Genomic DNA, 15,287 nt, shown 5'->3' with positions numbered 1-15,287 from the left:
TACAAATCAAAATGATATTAATCACAAAAATATACGTGTAAGTACGTATGGTGTAGATTAAATTCCTGCCTTATATTTGAACCATAGAATTAGTGGATAATGCACAAAGCAATATTTTTTGTGGGGATAGAAAATATTCTTAGTGCACTTTAAAGTTTACTAAGTTAGGTTTGTTAAAGAGTCCCGGCCAATGGTCGGGATTCTTTTTATATATATTCAATTCCAGAAAGTTATCTTCAAAATCCTTTTTGTGTTTTTATTTACTTTGAAACGGTCATCCATTCTGTGTCCAATTACCCAAACTATTTTTTCGTCATTTAAAAGTAGCCAGATTTTTTTCTTTTCATTTAAAGCAATTTTTTCGTCTTTGAAAAATTTACTCAACTTCTTTTTCCCCTCCATTCCGAAAGGTTGAAAACTATCACCACTCCTCCATTTTCTAAGTTTTAAAGGAAATTTTAATTTTTCAGAAGCAACATAAATCAAGTTTTTCTCGGTTTCGCCTATATATTTTGATGTTTCAATCTTTAAGTTTATTGGTGAACTGATTCCTTTTTCGGAAACTAAAAATTCATCATTCCTTATTTCTAAATCAATCGCTGTTAGTAATAGTTCATTTCTATTCTTTAAAAGCCGATGCGTCTTAGACAAAATCTGTTTGCCCGTTTGCGCATCCAATAAATTCGAAATATCTTCCCATTCGGTAAATCCGAAACCATTCAACAATTCATAAAGTAATGCACTGGTATGCGGCAGTTCTTTGATTTTTTGAATATTGATTTTATAGGAATCCGTATCTTCTGTAACAACCAAGTTATAAACTAAAGCCATGTAATCTTCTATAAGATTCTGTGAAGCTTGCATGTTCTGCTGTGTTTTCTGAAAATTTTTCAAAAGCGCTTCATTAGTCTCTTTGAATTGCGGCAAAACTTCCAAACGCAACTTATTTCGAAGGTAGTCTGTTTTTTTATTGCTACTATCTTCGCGCCACTTTAAATTGTTTTGTTCTGCATATTGTAAAATTTCGACACGCGAAAAACTTAAAAGTGGTCGGACTATTTTATTGTTTTTTTTCGGTATTCCAATAAGTCCGTTTAAGCCTGTTCCTCGTGAGAGATTGATGAAAAAAGTTTCCAAATCGTCGTCTAAATGGTGGGCTGTCAATAAATATTCGTATTTAAAATCTTTTAAAATTTCGGAAAACCAATTATAGCGAAGGTCGCGCGCCGCCATTTGGGTGGAAATTTTGTGTTCTTCGGCATACTTTTTCGTGTCAAAGGTTTCGGCAAATACTGGTATTTCTATGCTTTTTGCCAAGCCAATAACAAACATTTCATCACCATCGCTTTCTTTTCCGCGGAGCGAAAAATTGCAGTGTGCCAAAGCAATCTCGCAATCTATTTGGTTTATTAAATGTGTCAAGACCACACTGTCCAACCCTCCGCTGCAAGCAACAAGCAGTTTTTTTCCTATTAAAAAAGAAAAATTAGTTTCAATATTTTGTTTGAAGCGAACGAGCAATTATATGATTATTTTAAAAGAGATTAATAATAATTCCAGCGATAACAGCAATTCCGAAGCTAAGCATAGTGCCAATAAGCACGTATTCTGTTTTTAAAGTTTCATTATTGCCATAGCGCAGAATGGATTTGGCCGCAATTAAAAAGCCTACCGCCGAATATTGTGAAACTATTATAAATGTGACTGTTAAAATACGTTCTAAAACACCGATAACCTTTCCAGCGTTTGGCATTTCATTGTCGCTGCTAACCTGTATTTCTGTGACTTTAAAAATTTCTCTTATAAATATATTGGCCGGTTTTAGGCACACCAAATATCCAGTTATCATCAGTAAATATTTAAAATTGATGGCAATATCAAATGAAGGATGTATTCCATGCCATTGAGAATACAGCATTACAACTATCGCAATAATAGCCAAATGCATGGCTTGGTCTATAAAAAATGCATAGCGCCCAAAATGTTTACTACTGATGAGGTGGCGTTTAAACCCGTCCGTCAGGAAATGAGTTATGGCGATAATTGCCGCGGCTAAGGCGAAGCCAAACTGCAAAGAGAAAAGCCAAGATAGTGCAAAACACGTCAGCGCGTGCCAATACAAAAAAAGACTCTTAAAACCGATTGTATTTTTTTGCTTTGCCAATTTGCCGGTCTGAAAAAAGTAATCCAAACACAGATGCGCAATAAATTGGAGCAGTAATAATTCTTTTAATCCCATAGCTTCTACTTTGAAATCACCATTTTAAAATAGTTTACAGCTTCATCAATAGCGTTCCAGCCTACGCTTGTGGAATGTTGATTGACGGCAGATTGCCCTATACCAAGGCGTTTTGCTATTTCTTCCTCTTGTTTGTTCATTAGTTTTAAATATAAAACTTCGCATTGCCTTGATGTTGCTTTACTGAACAAAACGTCCAGCAAAGCCAGTAAAGGTTGGAAATTTTTATTTAAATCTTCGTTTTTTGAAGCAAAAAACAAGGTGTTCTTTATAACAATACGTTCCTTATTGTATGTGGTTTCACCGCTAATTTCACGACCCGATAAATAGATTGCTTCGCCGTCAATCACTCCTTCTTCGGGGTTGTAACGGCTTAATTCGCCATAGCCTATTGCGAGTCTTATTCCGTGTATTTTAAATTGTTTTACACGGTTGTCTTCCTTTTTATATTTTTTGGTTTCTACGGGAATTGCTTTCACAAAACTTTTAATGGCCAAAGCTACTTGCAGACCTTCAGCGGCGTTTGGGACTACACATTCCAGATAATCACCTTTTATGATGCGCCCATAGACATTGAATTCTCGCCTTAGATCAATGAGCATATTTTTTAAGTTGTCTTCAACAAACTTGCTGTCTTTAACGCTTAAACTTGTTGATGAAACAATATCTCCAGATATAACTGAATAATTCATTCCTAATAATTTTATTCAAATATATAAATTTATTAGCTTTTAAACTAATAAAGTGTATTTATAAGCGTAAAGACTAATAAGTACGGTTTATAAGCGTAAAGACTAATAAAATTATTTATGAATTCCGAACATCATAAAGCAGAATTCAATACTTCCCGCATTGCTTTTGCTTTGAGCAAACATTCCTCGTATTCCATTTCGGGAATAGAATTAATGGTAATGGCACTACCTACAGAAAAACTAACGTATTTTTTTGAAGAATTATAGAGAATGCTTCTTATAACAACATTGAAATCAAAATCTCCCGAAGGTGAAAAATAACCAATAGCACCGCTGTAAAGTCCGCGTTTGGCATCTTCTATTTCTTCAATAATTTGCATTGCAGAAATTTTTGGCGCACCTGTCATACTGCCCATTGGAAAGGTATTTCTTAAAATTTCAACGCTGGAAGTATTTTGCGCAACGCTACAAGTAACCGTGGAAATCATTTGGTGCACTTGTTCAAAAGTATAAATGGTGCAAAGTTCTTCCACAGAAACACTGCCTTTTTCGGCAATTCGAGAAAGGTCATTTCGCACCAAATCTGTAATCATTATATTTTCGCTGCGCTCTTTGGGATCTTTGGCCAATTGCTGAGCCATTTTTATATCTTCCTCTTTATCTTTTAAACGCTTTGCCGTTCCTTTTATGGGTTGGGATATAACAGAGGTTCCAGTTCTTTTTATATAGCGCTCTGGTGAAGCTGAAAGCGCAAAAAAATTGTTCAGCTTCAGAAAAACTGAAAAGGGTGGCTTTGAAATTTTATTAAGGTGAAGAAATGTTTCCAACGGATTGATTTCAACATCTTCGGAATAAAATTCCTGACAGATGTTCACTTCATATATATCTCCACGTTTAATATGTTCAAGCACCTCTCCCACTTTCTGAAGATAACTGTCTTTGGAAGTTCGGATGCTTATTTTTATAGTCGTTGAGATTTCGGATTCCTCGGGTTGTTGGATAATTTCAGAAATAGCATTGAAATCCGCTTCCATTTCATCGGCAACCATATTCAAATAAAGCACTTCAACACTATTTTCAGAAAAAAGAAACATTTTTTTTGGTTCGAAAAAATACAAATCGGGAAAATCTAGACTATCAAAATTGTTGGAATGAAGTTTTTCCATATCGTTTTTAAGATCGTAGGAAAGATATCCAAAAATCCAGTCAGCCGTAATGGCTTGATATTCCTTCAGCTTATTAAAAGCATTTTGGGAATCGGTTTTTAAGGCCGTAAAGGCATCAACCGCAAGAATTGCTTGATAGGTTTCATGGTTTTGCGAATAGTTATTGCTGTCCAGCCAAACAACTTCTTCAAACTGCTGCGCCCATTGGAGCAAGCAATTTTTAGAATCTTCAGTTAAAGAAAAAGGATATTTCTTTACAGCTCGCATTATTGCTCAATTTGATGCATAAAATTTTGGAGTACATCGGTAAATCCCAATAACAGAATTTCATTTGAAATTGACTGGGTTTCTTCAGAAAAATTCTCTGAAAAGGAAGGGAAACTAAAGCTTTCAACAACGGTAGCTCCAAATCTTGGAAGCACATTTTTTGTATATTCTAAAGCCGATGCAGCGCCGCGTTTTCCATTGGAAGTGCTCATCAACAATACTTTTTTATCTTCCAAAAAGTTTCGATCTAGCCTTGAAAGCCAATCAATTGTGTTTTTGAAATATGCTGAAACCGTTCCATTGTGTTCGTTTACTGAAATAACGAGCGCTTCGGCATCTTTTATTTTGTTGTAAAGCATTTTCAAATCTACGGAATAACCTTTTTCGCGTTCAATATCTTCACCAAACATGGGGAGATCGAAGTCTGTTAGTTTAATAATTTGAACTGTCTGTTCTGCAAATTGAGAAGCCGTAAAAACAATAAGTTTATAATTGATGGATTTACTGCTGTTGCTCCCAGCGAGGAATAGAATTTTTTTCATCTGTCAAAGTTATTGAAATGGAGTGTTTAAAAAAACCCACGTCAAAAAAAATGACGTGGGTTTCTAAAAAAATTGAATATTTAATTTACTATAGCTTCACAATGCGTTTTACAACACTTGTGTTTTCAGCATTTATTTTCACAAAATACATTCCTGTTGCAAGGTCATCCAATGAGAAATTGGTTTCTAAACCAGCTTCGGAAAGGTCTATATTTTTAATAATTCTACCTTTCACATCCGTAATGACTAGGTTGCTCAATTGTGCTGTTGTATTATTTTTCAGTGTGAGTTCACCAGTAGTTGGGTTTGGATAAAGCAACAAGTTGTTGGCAAATTCATTTTCGCCAATTCCTATTAATTCATCCACAGTAACTGTGAAAGTACACGTATCGTCATTACCTGCAGCATCGGTTGCAGTCATTGTCATGGTTGTAACACCCACACCAACCATAGTTCCTGCGACAGGGACTTGTGTTATAACTGGGTCTGGGTTACAGTTGTCTGTTGCAGATGCATCACCTGTGTAATCTGGCAATGTATATTGCTGACCAGAAGGTACCGAAACGGTAACATCGGCAGGACAAGTAATCACAGGGTCTACTGTTTCAGCGATAACTTCGGTAAGCGTACGTTCGCCTGCGCAACCTGAAGCTCCTAAATTAATATCGCTGTTTGGTGTGCCAAAATCTGAGGTTTCACAAGTTCCAGACCAGTCTGCTGCAGAATCTGTATCACCAGTTCTCCTGAAAGAATCAGAACCGCATTCTGAAACCAGAGAAGCACCTGTACCATTCCAATCAAGATCAGCGGCGGTAACATTAAAACCTGAGACTGTAACGTTAAAACCAGCGATTTCACCAGCACTAAAATTCCAGAATACGGAATCAACTACATCTCCACTTGGATCTAAAATCAATATCCATCCTGTTCCAGAATTGTCCCAGAATAAATTATTACCCCAATATCCTGCACCCGAATCGTCATTCCAATCAACAACAGTGTTTGCACCCATATTTCCAAGGGTTTTCACTATTGTATTTACAGTATTAATATCAGCATATGGAGTATCACTAACTGCAACTTTATAGCCGGTATAATCAGTAGCTACACCTACATTTTGAATTTCAAATCTATCAGGGGATTCCAAACTGATCTCTGAAATAACCAATTTTGACAATGGTCCAGGAGCACTTTCCTGTGCATATACATCTATAGTCCCTGTTGGTGTAAACGTATATGATGTACCTTCAAAAAGGAAGTTACCTCCTGTTGGGGCATCAAACCATCTGATTACGTTGTTAGGGTCGTTTAGCGTAGCTGTTACGGTTACGGGATCACCAACACAGAAATCTGTTACTCCTGTAGTAGTTGGTCCAGCAGGTACTGATAATACTTCTATAGTATCTGTGGCGGATGATGCTATAGAGCAAGGGCCAGCTTGAACATCATAAGTAATAGTGTGAACACCTACACCTGCTGCTGCTGGATCAAATGTGAATGTAGATCCATTTCCATCATCAGTAACTCCAGGCCCACTATAAGTACCACCACTAGGAGTTCCTCCCGTTAAACCAGTCAGTACATCAGAAGTAGCACAAACTTCTTCCAAAACAGATAAAGTAGCTGTTTGTGAAGGAGTGTCAAATGCTTGAGTTCCGTCACTTCTGCTTCCAGAAGATCCTTGACTTGCACTGTAACCTAAACCTCTTTTTGCAAATGCGTCCCAAAGTAAACATTCGTTCGCACCACCATAAAGAGCTTGGTCTGCGGCTAAAATTGCATCACGACCATCTACAAAACCAGGACTACAAGGTTGCAATTTCATACCCTCGGTAACCAATGCCAATGCTTGAATGTTTCCAGCATCTTGGTTAACATTACCTGTAAAATTGTATGGGTTTGGATCAACTCCGTGCTCATCAATTAATGCCCAGGTTACTTCCCATAGCATTTGTGCCCAAACAGAGCCTACTCCGTGAGGAACGGCTGCTGTTTTAATAAAATCATACGTCTGTGGATTCACGCCCATATCTGTACTGTATGGGTAATCACGAATACCACCACCTCCTTGGCCTTGGCCAAAAAGGTAGGTTCCTACGGCACGAGAATCTGTGCCTACATCACCAGGCTCAATAGTCAATATTACTCCGAAAAAGTCACTCCATCCTTCTCCCATCTGCTCTTGGTTTTGCAAACAATTAGATGCATTAGGACCTCCTGTTAAACGGTTTGAAATTCCATGACCATATTCGTGAAGAATTACCAAGTTGTCAAAATCACCATCTTTATCATTGCAAATGTACATTTGCATTGTTGGGTTACTACCATCTGGAGGAGTTCCAAAGTTAGCGTTACAACTACCTGAACCATCTTGTGCTTCTGCATTTACAGAATCACTTCCGGCGCCACCGTTTCCATAGTTATTTTCTTGAAAGTTACCACTCACCTCATCAAAACCATATTGATACATAATGTCATGAAAAACATTGTTCATATAGAATAGGTTGGTTATTGCAGCGTCCTCATATTGGTTTCCATTAGTATAAATTTGACTAAAAGGATAGCCTGTAAATTCCAAATTTGATCCTGCATCTGGTTGATAGCCCGAGTTGTTCCCATCTTCGTATGCGTTTACGTTGTTTCCACGTGTTGTAGTAAATTCAGCACCAGCAGCACCATTGGTATCATGCCATCCAAACGGTGAGGCAGTTGCATCTGCAGGTTGAACCTCAATGGTTCGCGCTCCGTAATATGGGCTTTCAAGTGGTAATGCTATAACTTCATAACATTCTGTACAGGCCGCAGGTTGGTTAGCCACAACTTCAGCATAATTTGGAATATCATATAAATTGGTGTTGAAGTTCATCTCTTTCACGTCATTACTATGATCGTGATGAATTGCACAACTAACCATCCAGTTCGCTTTATTTACAATCTCGCCTGTAGTTGCATTAACTCTTAGGCTCCACCAGTCTTGTTGGCTTTTTTCCTGAATTGAAATATCCCAGCATAAAACCAATTGGTCAGTTTCTGAAAGAGCATACATCAATTTTGCAGGTATCGGGCTTAAAGAAATTCCGCCATCACTAAGCAATGTTTCCTTGGCAATTCCTCTAGAACCTTCCAGTACAGACAGGGAACCGTTGATAGAATATCCCAGTTGCATAGCTGCAGCTTGTACTGCTTGTGCAGCAGTAAGTCCAGGTTGGTTGGATCCTGACAATTTTTCTGCAGTACTTTTTATAAATTTGTTGTCTTTTGAAATTACTTCTCCGTTCGCTAAAGTATGGATGCCTGATTCGGTTCCATAAATTTCGATTCCGTTTAATAATTGTCTGAAATATAAGTGCTGAATACCACTTGTCTTACTAACAGATTCACTTGTTATTTGCCACTGAACATCTTGTGGCAATAATTCATTTTGCTCTAGAAAATGATTCAACTGTTTGTTGATCACTCCTGAAAAGTTTTGTGCAATCATAGTGCCCGAAAACACCAACATAATTGCCAGGAAGAAACTCCGGGTAACTTTTTTCATTTTTTTTGATTTGTTTGGATTAATATTAGTTTTTAGCAGGTTAAGTTTTTGTAAAGCTATTAAAAAATATTTTTTTCACAACTTTATCTTAAAATACAAAGGAAATTTAACATATCTATATTTAAAATACTACCTATTTTACAGAACAATCAAAAACTCTTTAAGTTCCAAAGTAATAATTTCATTACTTTTACTCTCAAAAAAAAGTTCTATGGAACAACCCAACGATCTCATTATAGAGATGCAAAACGGAAGCGAAAAAGCTTTTTCACGTTTGTATACAATGTATAGCGAAGCCACCTATGGTATCATTTATAGTATTGTTTTGGACGAAAATACTGCAGAAGAATTGTTGCAGGATGTTTTCATAAAAGTCTGGAATAATGCTTCTTCATATTCTGTCAATAAAGGTCGTTTCTTTACGTGGCTTTTAAATATTGCACGAAATACGGCTATAGACGAAACCCGTTCCAAAGCATTTAAAAATTCCAGAAAAAACCTAAGTACCACTAACTTCGTAGATATATTATCATCCTCAGATAGTTTAAACATAGCGACAAACGCCATTGGATTAAAAAAGTTTGTGAATGCCCTTAAACCTGCGTGTATTAAGATAATTGATCTTTTATATTTTAAAGGGTTCACACAGGCAGAGGCTTCAAAAACACTGGATATACCGTTAGGAACAATAAAAACAAGAAACAGAACCTGCATCAATGAATTGCGGGTAATGGTTTTAGGATAAAATATTATGACCCCAGAAGAAATCATAGCATCAGGAAATTTAGAGCTTTACGTATGTGGCGCATTGTCACCAGAGGAAGCTATTGAAGTGGAAGTAGCAATTGCCGCGCATCCCGAAGTGAAGCGTGAAATTGAACTTATTGAAGAGTCTCTCTTGCACCTAGCCGAAACAGTAGCACCACCAGTACAGGCAATGTCTTGGACCTATATTTTAAACTCAATTAGAAATGTAAAAGATTTAGGAGACAATAAAGTAAGAACCCTTAATTGGCCAACAATCACAGGCTGGGCTGCTGCCATCTTGTTTATGGGCGGAATTTTGTGGATGTTGAAGCAAACTAATGATTTAAACAATTCAATACAAGTAACTACAATCGAAAACACGGTTTTAAAGGAAGAAAATTCAACTTTTGAAAATCAACTTGCTGAAAACAACGAAATTCTTGAGGTTTTAAGATCTAAAGATTACCAAGCATATACGCTTCCGGGAAATCAAGCAGTTGCGCCCGAAGCTTTTGCCAAGGTATATTTGAACAAAAAGGAAAATGTGGCTTATATAGATGTTAAAGGTTTACCTACTCCCCCCCGCGGAAAGGTTTACCAAGTGTGGTCCCTCAAAATGGAACCGCTTACTCCAACCAGCGTTGGTTTGATCGCTTCCCAAAATAAAGCTGGCGAAGGAATCTATAAGTTTGTAAACTTCCCAACTCCTGAGGCTTTTGGAATAACCTTAGAGCCTGAAGGCGGAAGCGAAACACCTACCCTCTCCCAATTATATACCTTGGGAATGATAACCATTTAAGAAGAAATAATAACTTGAATTAAAAACCTGGACAGACTCGTTCAGGTTTTTTTTATAAGGACAGACACGACTGCATGAATTTATCAGAAAATTCATGCAGTCGTGGTAAAAAGGAGTCCATAAAAAAGCGCCCGCCAATAATGGCGGACGCTTCAACTAACAAAAAACTCTGTAAAACCGGAAAACCGGTTTTGTAAAATCTATCAACTTCTTGATAGATAACCAACCTCAACTCTATTTACGTAAAAAGTGTAAGGTTGGTTTTCAATTTATTATAATCTTTCTATTTCTTTAGATTTTACCGGTCCCAATTCATAAGCAGCACCCATCAATTCTTCTTTTAAAGAAGCCACTTTATCCTTCATCCCATTTGCTTTATAAATCAAAGCGGAGTGAAAGAGTGCTTTCGGCTCCGAAGTTTTGCCTTCTACATATTCCTCAATTGTTTTCAGTGCAGCTTCTTTGTCGCCAGCTTTTAATTGTGAATACGCTAATAACTGATATGTTTCCGGTGTAGCGCGGTTTGTAATTTCTTTTGCTGCTAATTTCAGTGCTTTTTGCGGCTCAAGATCTGCGTAAAGATCTATGAGATAAGCATTGTACATTCCTCCATAATCAGGGTTTTCCGTCGCCTTTATGAACATATCGTATTCTTTGTTCGCTTCGGAAGTATTGCCTTCATATGCTGCTATTTGCCCTTTTAAAAGGTAATAATCAGGCGCTTTGTGGTTTACCATTACGGAATCCAAAATGCGATTTGCTTCTTTGGTGTTTCTTTCAGAAGAATAAACCATCCACGCAAGTTGTTTTTTCACATAATGATTGTCTGGCTCAATTGCCAAGGTTTTCAAATAGCTATTGTATGAATCCTGAAGTCTTCCGGCATGGCCATAAAAATCGCCAATGTTGCTATATACCCAAACCTTTAACCCTTTATTGTCGCGCTCTTCAGCTATTTGTTTAGCCTGTTCCATATATTTTATAGCTGCATCAAGATTGCCATTGTGATCGCTCCATTTCGCCAAACGAATTAAATAATTGAAATCTTTTGGGTCTTTAATTTTTCCCAATAAAGTATCTGCACGGCTGTATTCACCCATTTCCATTGCAACATCAAAAAGCATCATTTCGGTATCTTTATGATTATCGGGATAAGTATATGCGCTATCCAGCAAAACCTGTGCTTCTTTAAAACGATGTTGCGAGACGTAATTATGCGCTAAACTTCGCAAATAGGAATCTTTGTTTCTAGCCGAAACATCGTGCGATTTCTTAATGAGTTTTTCCGAAGTTTTCAATTCGGTAATATCTCCTGAGCTTGCAAACATTGCTGCGTGAATGCCTGACAAACGGCTCATTTCCATCAAATGTGTAGAATCGTTATCGAATTCTTTCTGCCAATACTCAAACTCTTCCTGAATGAGATCTTTGGAAGGAGTATTGTTCGTAATCAAATAGGGGTCGTAATCTTTACTGTCAGTAATATTTTTGGGCTTTTCTTGACATCCAAAAAGAACTGCGACAAGTAGTAATGTTATTATCTTTTTCATCTTTTTAAAATATTTTTTTTGGTTGCGCTTTTTTTAAAATACGTTTTAAACCAAAAAAGAGAACAAAACGTTCTCTTTTTTGAATTAAAATCAACCTAATTAAAATGGTCCAACCATATAAGGGAAAGTGCTGGAGAAAGCAACATCATTAGCTGGTACTCCATCGCTTGTCAAAGTAGGATTTTCGGTTCCATCAGGACCACCAAAAATCAACAATAACGATACATCTATTACGTCATCACTCAATGCTCTTCCTGTCAATATTTCGGTTCCGTTGAAATAGGTGGTTATTCCAGTTTGTGCCAACCACAATACATCGTTTGAAAGTACTGTTGTAAATACTTCTGCATTTAAGCCTAAAGCATTTGTTGTATAACCTGCATTCAATGTAAGAAGGTTCGTCTGGAACTTGCTTTGGAATGCCGCCTGCATTTCAGAAGGCACAGTTACGTTAAAGGCATCCTTAAAACCAGTAGATCCAAATACGGTATTGATACCTGGACGACCCATTTGATCTTCCTGTATATAGGTTCCACTGAAATCCAGTACTTCGCCACAAGGCAAACAAGCCGTTCCTCCACAGTCAATGCCCGTTTCGTTCCCATTCAATATTCCATCTGAGCAGGTAGCATTAATAATTACGTTATCGTCTTCATCTTTACATTGCACAAACAATAGTGATGTTGTTATTGCGGCAAAAAGGGTTATATATTTAAATGTTTTCATCTTTTTATAATTTTTTAAGGTTAGCAATTCTTATTGTTTTCTTTTGGTTTCCACCCAAACATTATACATAGGAGTGCTGGAGGCAAACGGATTTACGCCTGCAGTTCCATTGGGAAGCATGGATTTTGGAAATTCAACTACTATACTTAAAACATTTTTACCTGCAAAAGTATCGTCACCTGGATTATCAAAACCTGTAGCTGTTCCTGCAAGAACTTCGTTATACTTATTAAAGTCAAAGAAGAAAGGATCTTCCCGAGGCCCCGCAAAAAACTTCATTCCGTTTTTATCTGCTATTTGAACATCGTCTCTAGTAGAAATCTTTACACTGTTAGGCGCTGAAGTAGCAATAATACTTTTAATACCTTCCGAACCGCTAAAAGCTGGAGCCGAAGGACCAAAGAAATACATAGAGTCACCACGCTTTATGGCTTGGATCACTAAGTCTTCTTTAAGATCATTGTTGTAATCTATATTGAACTCAATCAATATGGTTTCGTCAAACGTTGCTTGGTCTGTAGGTGTCCCTGGAGGTAAAAGCCCTTGTACGTTAGCAGCAAAAACAAAATTACTGCTGTTCGATCCCTGAAAGGCATAAAAGTCTGTAATATCTGCTTTTGTACCTGTAACAGACGGTGCATCAATGTGATCTGCCGATATTAAAAATATCGATAGTGTGGCTATACCGAGTCCACCGATTATTGCAAAAATTTTTGATTTTTTCATCTTTTTTGTTGGTTTTAATTAATTATTTTTACTTGTTCGCTATACTTACGTTTAATTGTAAGTTCATGGTTTTTATAAAAGCGTTAATCTTTTGTTAACAAGGAAAACTGTGGTTTAAGAGCCCTAAAATAACCATAAATAATTCAATGAACCCTTCTGCATCCGATTGGATTTTAAAATTTCTGAATCTTTTTGAAAAAGAAGAACTTATAGATGCCTTTAAAAACAACCACCAGTTTTATGAAGCCTTAAAACAAACCGGTTTCATTTATGGAGTCTCTGTTTCCGCCCTGCCCAAAAAATCTCTTGGCAATTTGAAACTTACCAAAGAAGAGATTACTAAAATAAATCTATTTCATGCATTGCTATTTCAGTTTTTTCAAACAAACAAAAATAGCTCTTATGAGGAAGCCATCAGTAATATTTTGCTGTTTTACAATCAACTTGAAAAGGGAAAAACGGGCTTCTTTCAAAAATTTTCACTTTCGCATAGCCCTTCAAACTCATTAGAGCATATATTGTCTGCTCGCTTGCAGTCGGCCAATTCACTTTTAAAGAAAAACACAATTTCCCTGCTTACCCATGCCCTGCTCTATCTGGATATACTGTCCTATAAGTATTGGCAAAAAGATCCAAATTCAGCTAAAAAATACTACAGACAGCAAGAAACCATTGTGCTGACTGCTTGTTTTTACACTTTAAAGTCCAAAAAGAAAAAATCAAAATACGACAAGTTGTTGATTGAACTTTTTGAAACCTCATCGGGATATATAATTGATGAAAGCGAAGGTGGTTCTGCAACTTTTTTAGATAGTCTCAATTATTTAGACAATGATGAGGATTCCTTGGAAAAAAAATATATACTGGACCTATGTTACCTCACAGTTTGGGAAGATTTAAAACTTGACCCTTCCGAACAGCAGTTTTTGCAACAATTATTGGTAACGCTAAATCTTTCTGAAGAGGAACTGCGGAAAAGTCTTTCTGACTTGGCTATGTTTTCAGAAAGATATACCGAAAAAATCCTTCTTTTTGAATATTCAAATCCTGTGAAGCAGTTTTACAAGCAATCTGCCGCAACGGTTAAGCTTTTGATTATAAGGAATAAAGACCGCTTAGCACGCGAGCTAGAGGAAAGCGGTGAGTTGGTGGTCCTTTTGGGCCACTCCACTGTGCGCGATCTGTCTGCTGAGGAAAAAACAAAAGTGAAAGAACAATTGCTAGATGTTTGCAAAACCATTCCGTCACTCACCATATTCTTGCTTCCAGGCGGAACAGTACTTTTACCCCTTTTAGTGAAATTTATCCCGAAGCTTTTACCATCTTCATTTCAGGAAAATAGAATTGAAGTTGACAAAAAGAAAAAATAAAGTTATTCCAGCCAGAGTTTAAAATCCTTCACACGCTCACGAGCAACAATTACTTCTTGAACTTTGTAACTGTTCAATTTTAGTTGAAGTCGAGAATTGGTATAAGAAATTATATCTTTTATTGAATTTATGTTTATATAGAATTTCCGGCTAATACGGAAAAACGTTTCGGGTGAAAGTTCCTGTTCCAACTGTTCTAGCGTAGTTTCCAAAAGATAATCACGTCCGTCCACTGTATGTGCGTATGTACCTTTATTTTCAGAATAGAAACACTCAATTTCATCTACAGATATCATTTTTATATGCTGCCCAATTTTTGTGGTAAAACGTTTTTTGTAGTCGCGTTCCATAGGATTAACGAGCAGTTTTTTGATATCTTCAAAATTGAACTGTACATTTTGGGTTGCAGGTTTTAGGAATTTGTATTTTTTAACAGCAGCCTGTAATTCATCTTCGTCAATCGGTTTCAGTAAATAATCTATACTGTTCAATTTGAAGGCTTGAAGCGCATATTCATCAAAAGCGGTGGTGAAAATGATGGCGCTATTCACTTCAACAATATCAAAAATCTCAAAAGAAAGGCCATCGCTCAACTGGATGTCAAGAAAAATAAGATCTGGATGTGGATTGTTTTGGAACCAATTCACAGCTTCTTCCACACTGTGCAACATTTGGTTCACTTTCACATCCTGTTTCTCAAGCATACGCTGAAGATAGCGAGCGGAAGGTTTTTCGTCTTCAATGATTAGTACATTCATTAGTTGGTTGGTTGGTTGGTTGATGGTTGATGGTTGATGGTTTGAGCTTGCCTGATTAAGGTTGCCTTTTTTCTGGTTAATAGTTTATCTTATATTTTGGTTTATGCTTATTGGTTAAGCTATCAACATAAGTTTCAAATTCTGTTGGTTTCATTTTATTTAATGAA

The 15,287-nt window shown here is 36.8% G+C and carries 13 protein-coding genes; 3 read left to right on the top strand and 10 right to left on the bottom strand.

Annotated features, from left to right (window positions below):
* Window positions 1-216 precede the first annotated feature (216 nt).
* The 6 genes from tilS to ESU54_RS02615 all read right to left on the bottom strand — a co-directional run bounded on the left by tilS (window position 217) and on the right by ESU54_RS02615 (window position 8,444).
* Complete coding sequence (tilS, locus tag ESU54_RS02640; protein WP_111845567.1) at window positions 217-1,521, bottom strand: tRNA lysidine(34) synthetase TilS; 1,305 nt, start codon at window positions 1,519-1,521, stop codon at window positions 217-219.
* 13 nt (window positions 1,522-1,534) lie between these two features.
* A complete protein-coding gene (locus ESU54_RS02635; protein ID WP_111845568.1) occupies window positions 1,535-2,239 on the bottom strand; it encodes a DUF3307 domain-containing protein in 705 nt (234 codons plus the stop codon).
* A 5-nt stretch (window positions 2,240-2,244) separates the two neighbouring features.
* The gene (locus ESU54_RS02630) at window positions 2,245-2,931 is read right to left on the bottom strand and encodes a fumarate hydratase (protein WP_111845569.1); all 687 of its coding nucleotides are present in this window, start codon (window positions 2,929-2,931) and stop codon (window positions 2,245-2,247) included.
* A gap of 131 nt (window positions 2,932-3,062) precedes the next feature.
* Entirely contained in the window at window positions 3,063-4,364 is a 1,302-nt protein-coding gene (gene pabB / locus ESU54_RS02625; RefSeq protein ID WP_111845570.1) for an aminodeoxychorismate synthase component I, read from the bottom strand.
* Window positions 4,364-4,906, bottom strand: a complete 543-nt coding sequence (locus ESU54_RS02620) for an NADPH-dependent FMN reductase (protein WP_111845571.1) — start codon at window positions 4,904-4,906, stop codon at window positions 4,364-4,366. The genes pabB and ESU54_RS02620 overlap by 1 nt, the downstream gene beginning before the upstream one ends.
* Window positions 4,907-4,994: 88 nt before the next feature.
* The gene (locus ESU54_RS02615; protein WP_111845572.1) at window positions 4,995-8,444 is read right to left on the bottom strand and encodes a M36 family metallopeptidase; all 3,450 of its coding nucleotides are present in this window, start codon (window positions 8,442-8,444) and stop codon (window positions 4,995-4,997) included.
* Window positions 8,445-8,655: 211 nt separating this feature from the next.
* On the opposite strand from ESU54_RS02615, the gene ESU54_RS02610 reads away from it, so the two are divergent.
* Both ESU54_RS02610 and ESU54_RS02605 read left to right on the top strand, forming a co-directional pair.
* Window positions 8,656-9,189, top strand: coding sequence for an RNA polymerase sigma factor (locus ESU54_RS02610; protein ID WP_111845580.1), 534 nt, complete (start codon window positions 8,656-8,658; stop codon window positions 9,187-9,189).
* A 6-nt stretch (window positions 9,190-9,195) separates the two neighbouring features.
* Window positions 9,196-9,990 carry an anti-sigma factor gene (locus ESU54_RS02605; RefSeq protein WP_111845573.1) on the top strand — a complete coding sequence of 265 codons (795 nt, stop codon included), beginning with the start codon at window positions 9,196-9,198 and terminating at the stop codon, window positions 9,988-9,990.
* A 272-nt stretch (window positions 9,991-10,262) separates the two neighbouring features.
* Here ESU54_RS02605 and ESU54_RS02600 read toward each other — a convergent pair whose 3' ends face one another.
* The 3 genes from ESU54_RS02600 to ESU54_RS02590 all read right to left on the bottom strand — a co-directional run bounded on the left by ESU54_RS02600 (window position 10,263) and on the right by ESU54_RS02590 (window position 12,992).
* A complete protein-coding gene (locus ESU54_RS02600) occupies window positions 10,263-11,540 on the bottom strand; it encodes a tetratricopeptide repeat protein (protein WP_111845574.1) in 1,278 nt (425 codons plus the stop codon).
* A 99-nt stretch (window positions 11,541-11,639) separates the two neighbouring features.
* Window positions 11,640-12,266 (bottom strand): DUF4331 family protein, encoded by a 627-nt coding sequence (locus ESU54_RS02595; protein WP_111845575.1) that lies wholly within the window; start codon window positions 12,264-12,266, stop codon window positions 11,640-11,642.
* A 30-nt stretch (window positions 12,267-12,296) separates the two neighbouring features.
* Window positions 12,297-12,992 carry a DUF4331 family protein gene (locus ESU54_RS02590; RefSeq protein WP_111845576.1) on the bottom strand — a complete coding sequence of 232 codons (696 nt, stop codon included), beginning with the start codon at window positions 12,990-12,992 and terminating at the stop codon, window positions 12,297-12,299.
* Window positions 12,993-13,138: 146 nt separating this feature from the next.
* Here ESU54_RS02590 and ESU54_RS02585 point away from each other — a divergent pair, with 146 nt between their 5' ends.
* On the top strand, window positions 13,139-14,362 hold the full coding sequence (locus ESU54_RS02585) for an LETM1-related biofilm-associated protein (RefSeq protein ID WP_111845577.1): 1,224 nt from the start codon (window positions 13,139-13,141) through the stop codon (window positions 14,360-14,362).
* A gap of 2 nt (window positions 14,363-14,364) precedes the next feature.
* Here ESU54_RS02585 and ESU54_RS02580 read toward each other — a convergent pair whose 3' ends face one another.
* Entirely contained in the window at window positions 14,365-15,120 is a 756-nt protein-coding gene (locus ESU54_RS02580; protein ID WP_111845578.1) for a LytR/AlgR family response regulator transcription factor, read from the bottom strand.
* Between the last annotated feature and the right edge of the window lie 167 nt (window positions 15,121-15,287).

The organism is Aequorivita antarctica (genome assembly GCF_007997155.1).
GTDB lineage: Bacteria > Bacteroidota > Bacteroidia > Flavobacteriales > Flavobacteriaceae > Aequorivita > Aequorivita antarctica.
The sequence above is the reverse complement of the archived record's forward strand: the minus strand, read 5'-3'. Positions and strand labels throughout refer to the sequence as shown.

What these genes read in the sequence shown, in the direction of transcription:
- ESU54_RS02620 (WP_111845571.1), bottom strand. Translation starts at nt 4,906, where the DNA reads ATGAAAAAAATTCTATTCCTCGCTGGGAGCAACAGCAGTAAATCCATC.
- ESU54_RS02610 (WP_111845580.1), top strand. Translation starts at nt 8,656, where the DNA reads ATGGAACAACCCAACGATCTCATTATAGAGATGCAAAACGGAAGCGAA.
- ESU54_RS02585 (WP_111845577.1), top strand. Translation starts at nt 13,139, where the DNA reads ATGAACCCTTCTGCATCCGATTGGATTTTAAAATTTCTGAATCTTTTT.
- pabB (WP_111845570.1), bottom strand. Translation starts at nt 4,364, where the DNA reads ATGCGAGCTGTAAAGAAATATCCTTTTTCTTTAACTGAAGATTCTAAA.
- ESU54_RS02615 (WP_111845572.1), bottom strand. Translation starts at nt 8,444, where the DNA reads ATGAAAAAAGTTACCCGGAGTTTCTTCCTGGCAATTATGTTGGTGTTT.
- ESU54_RS02595 (WP_111845575.1), bottom strand. Translation starts at nt 12,266, where the DNA reads ATGAAAACATTTAAATATATAACCCTTTTTGCCGCAATAACAACATCA.
- ESU54_RS02590 (WP_111845576.1), bottom strand. Translation starts at nt 12,992, where the DNA reads ATGAAAAAATCAAAAATTTTTGCAATAATCGGTGGACTCGGTATAGCC.
- ESU54_RS02630 (WP_111845569.1), bottom strand. Translation starts at nt 2,931, where the DNA reads ATGAATTATTCAGTTATATCTGGAGATATTGTTTCATCAACAAGTTTA.
- ESU54_RS02635 (WP_111845568.1), bottom strand. Translation starts at nt 2,239, where the DNA reads ATGGGATTAAAAGAATTATTACTGCTCCAATTTATTGCGCATCTGTGT.
- ESU54_RS02580 (WP_111845578.1), bottom strand. Translation starts at nt 15,120, where the DNA reads ATGAATGTACTAATCATTGAAGACGAAAAACCTTCCGCTCGCTATCTT.
- ESU54_RS02605 (WP_111845573.1), top strand. Translation starts at nt 9,196, where the DNA reads ATGACCCCAGAAGAAATCATAGCATCAGGAAATTTAGAGCTTTACGTA.
- ESU54_RS02600 (WP_111845574.1), bottom strand. Translation starts at nt 11,540, where the DNA reads ATGAAAAAGATAATAACATTACTACTTGTCGCAGTTCTTTTTGGATGT.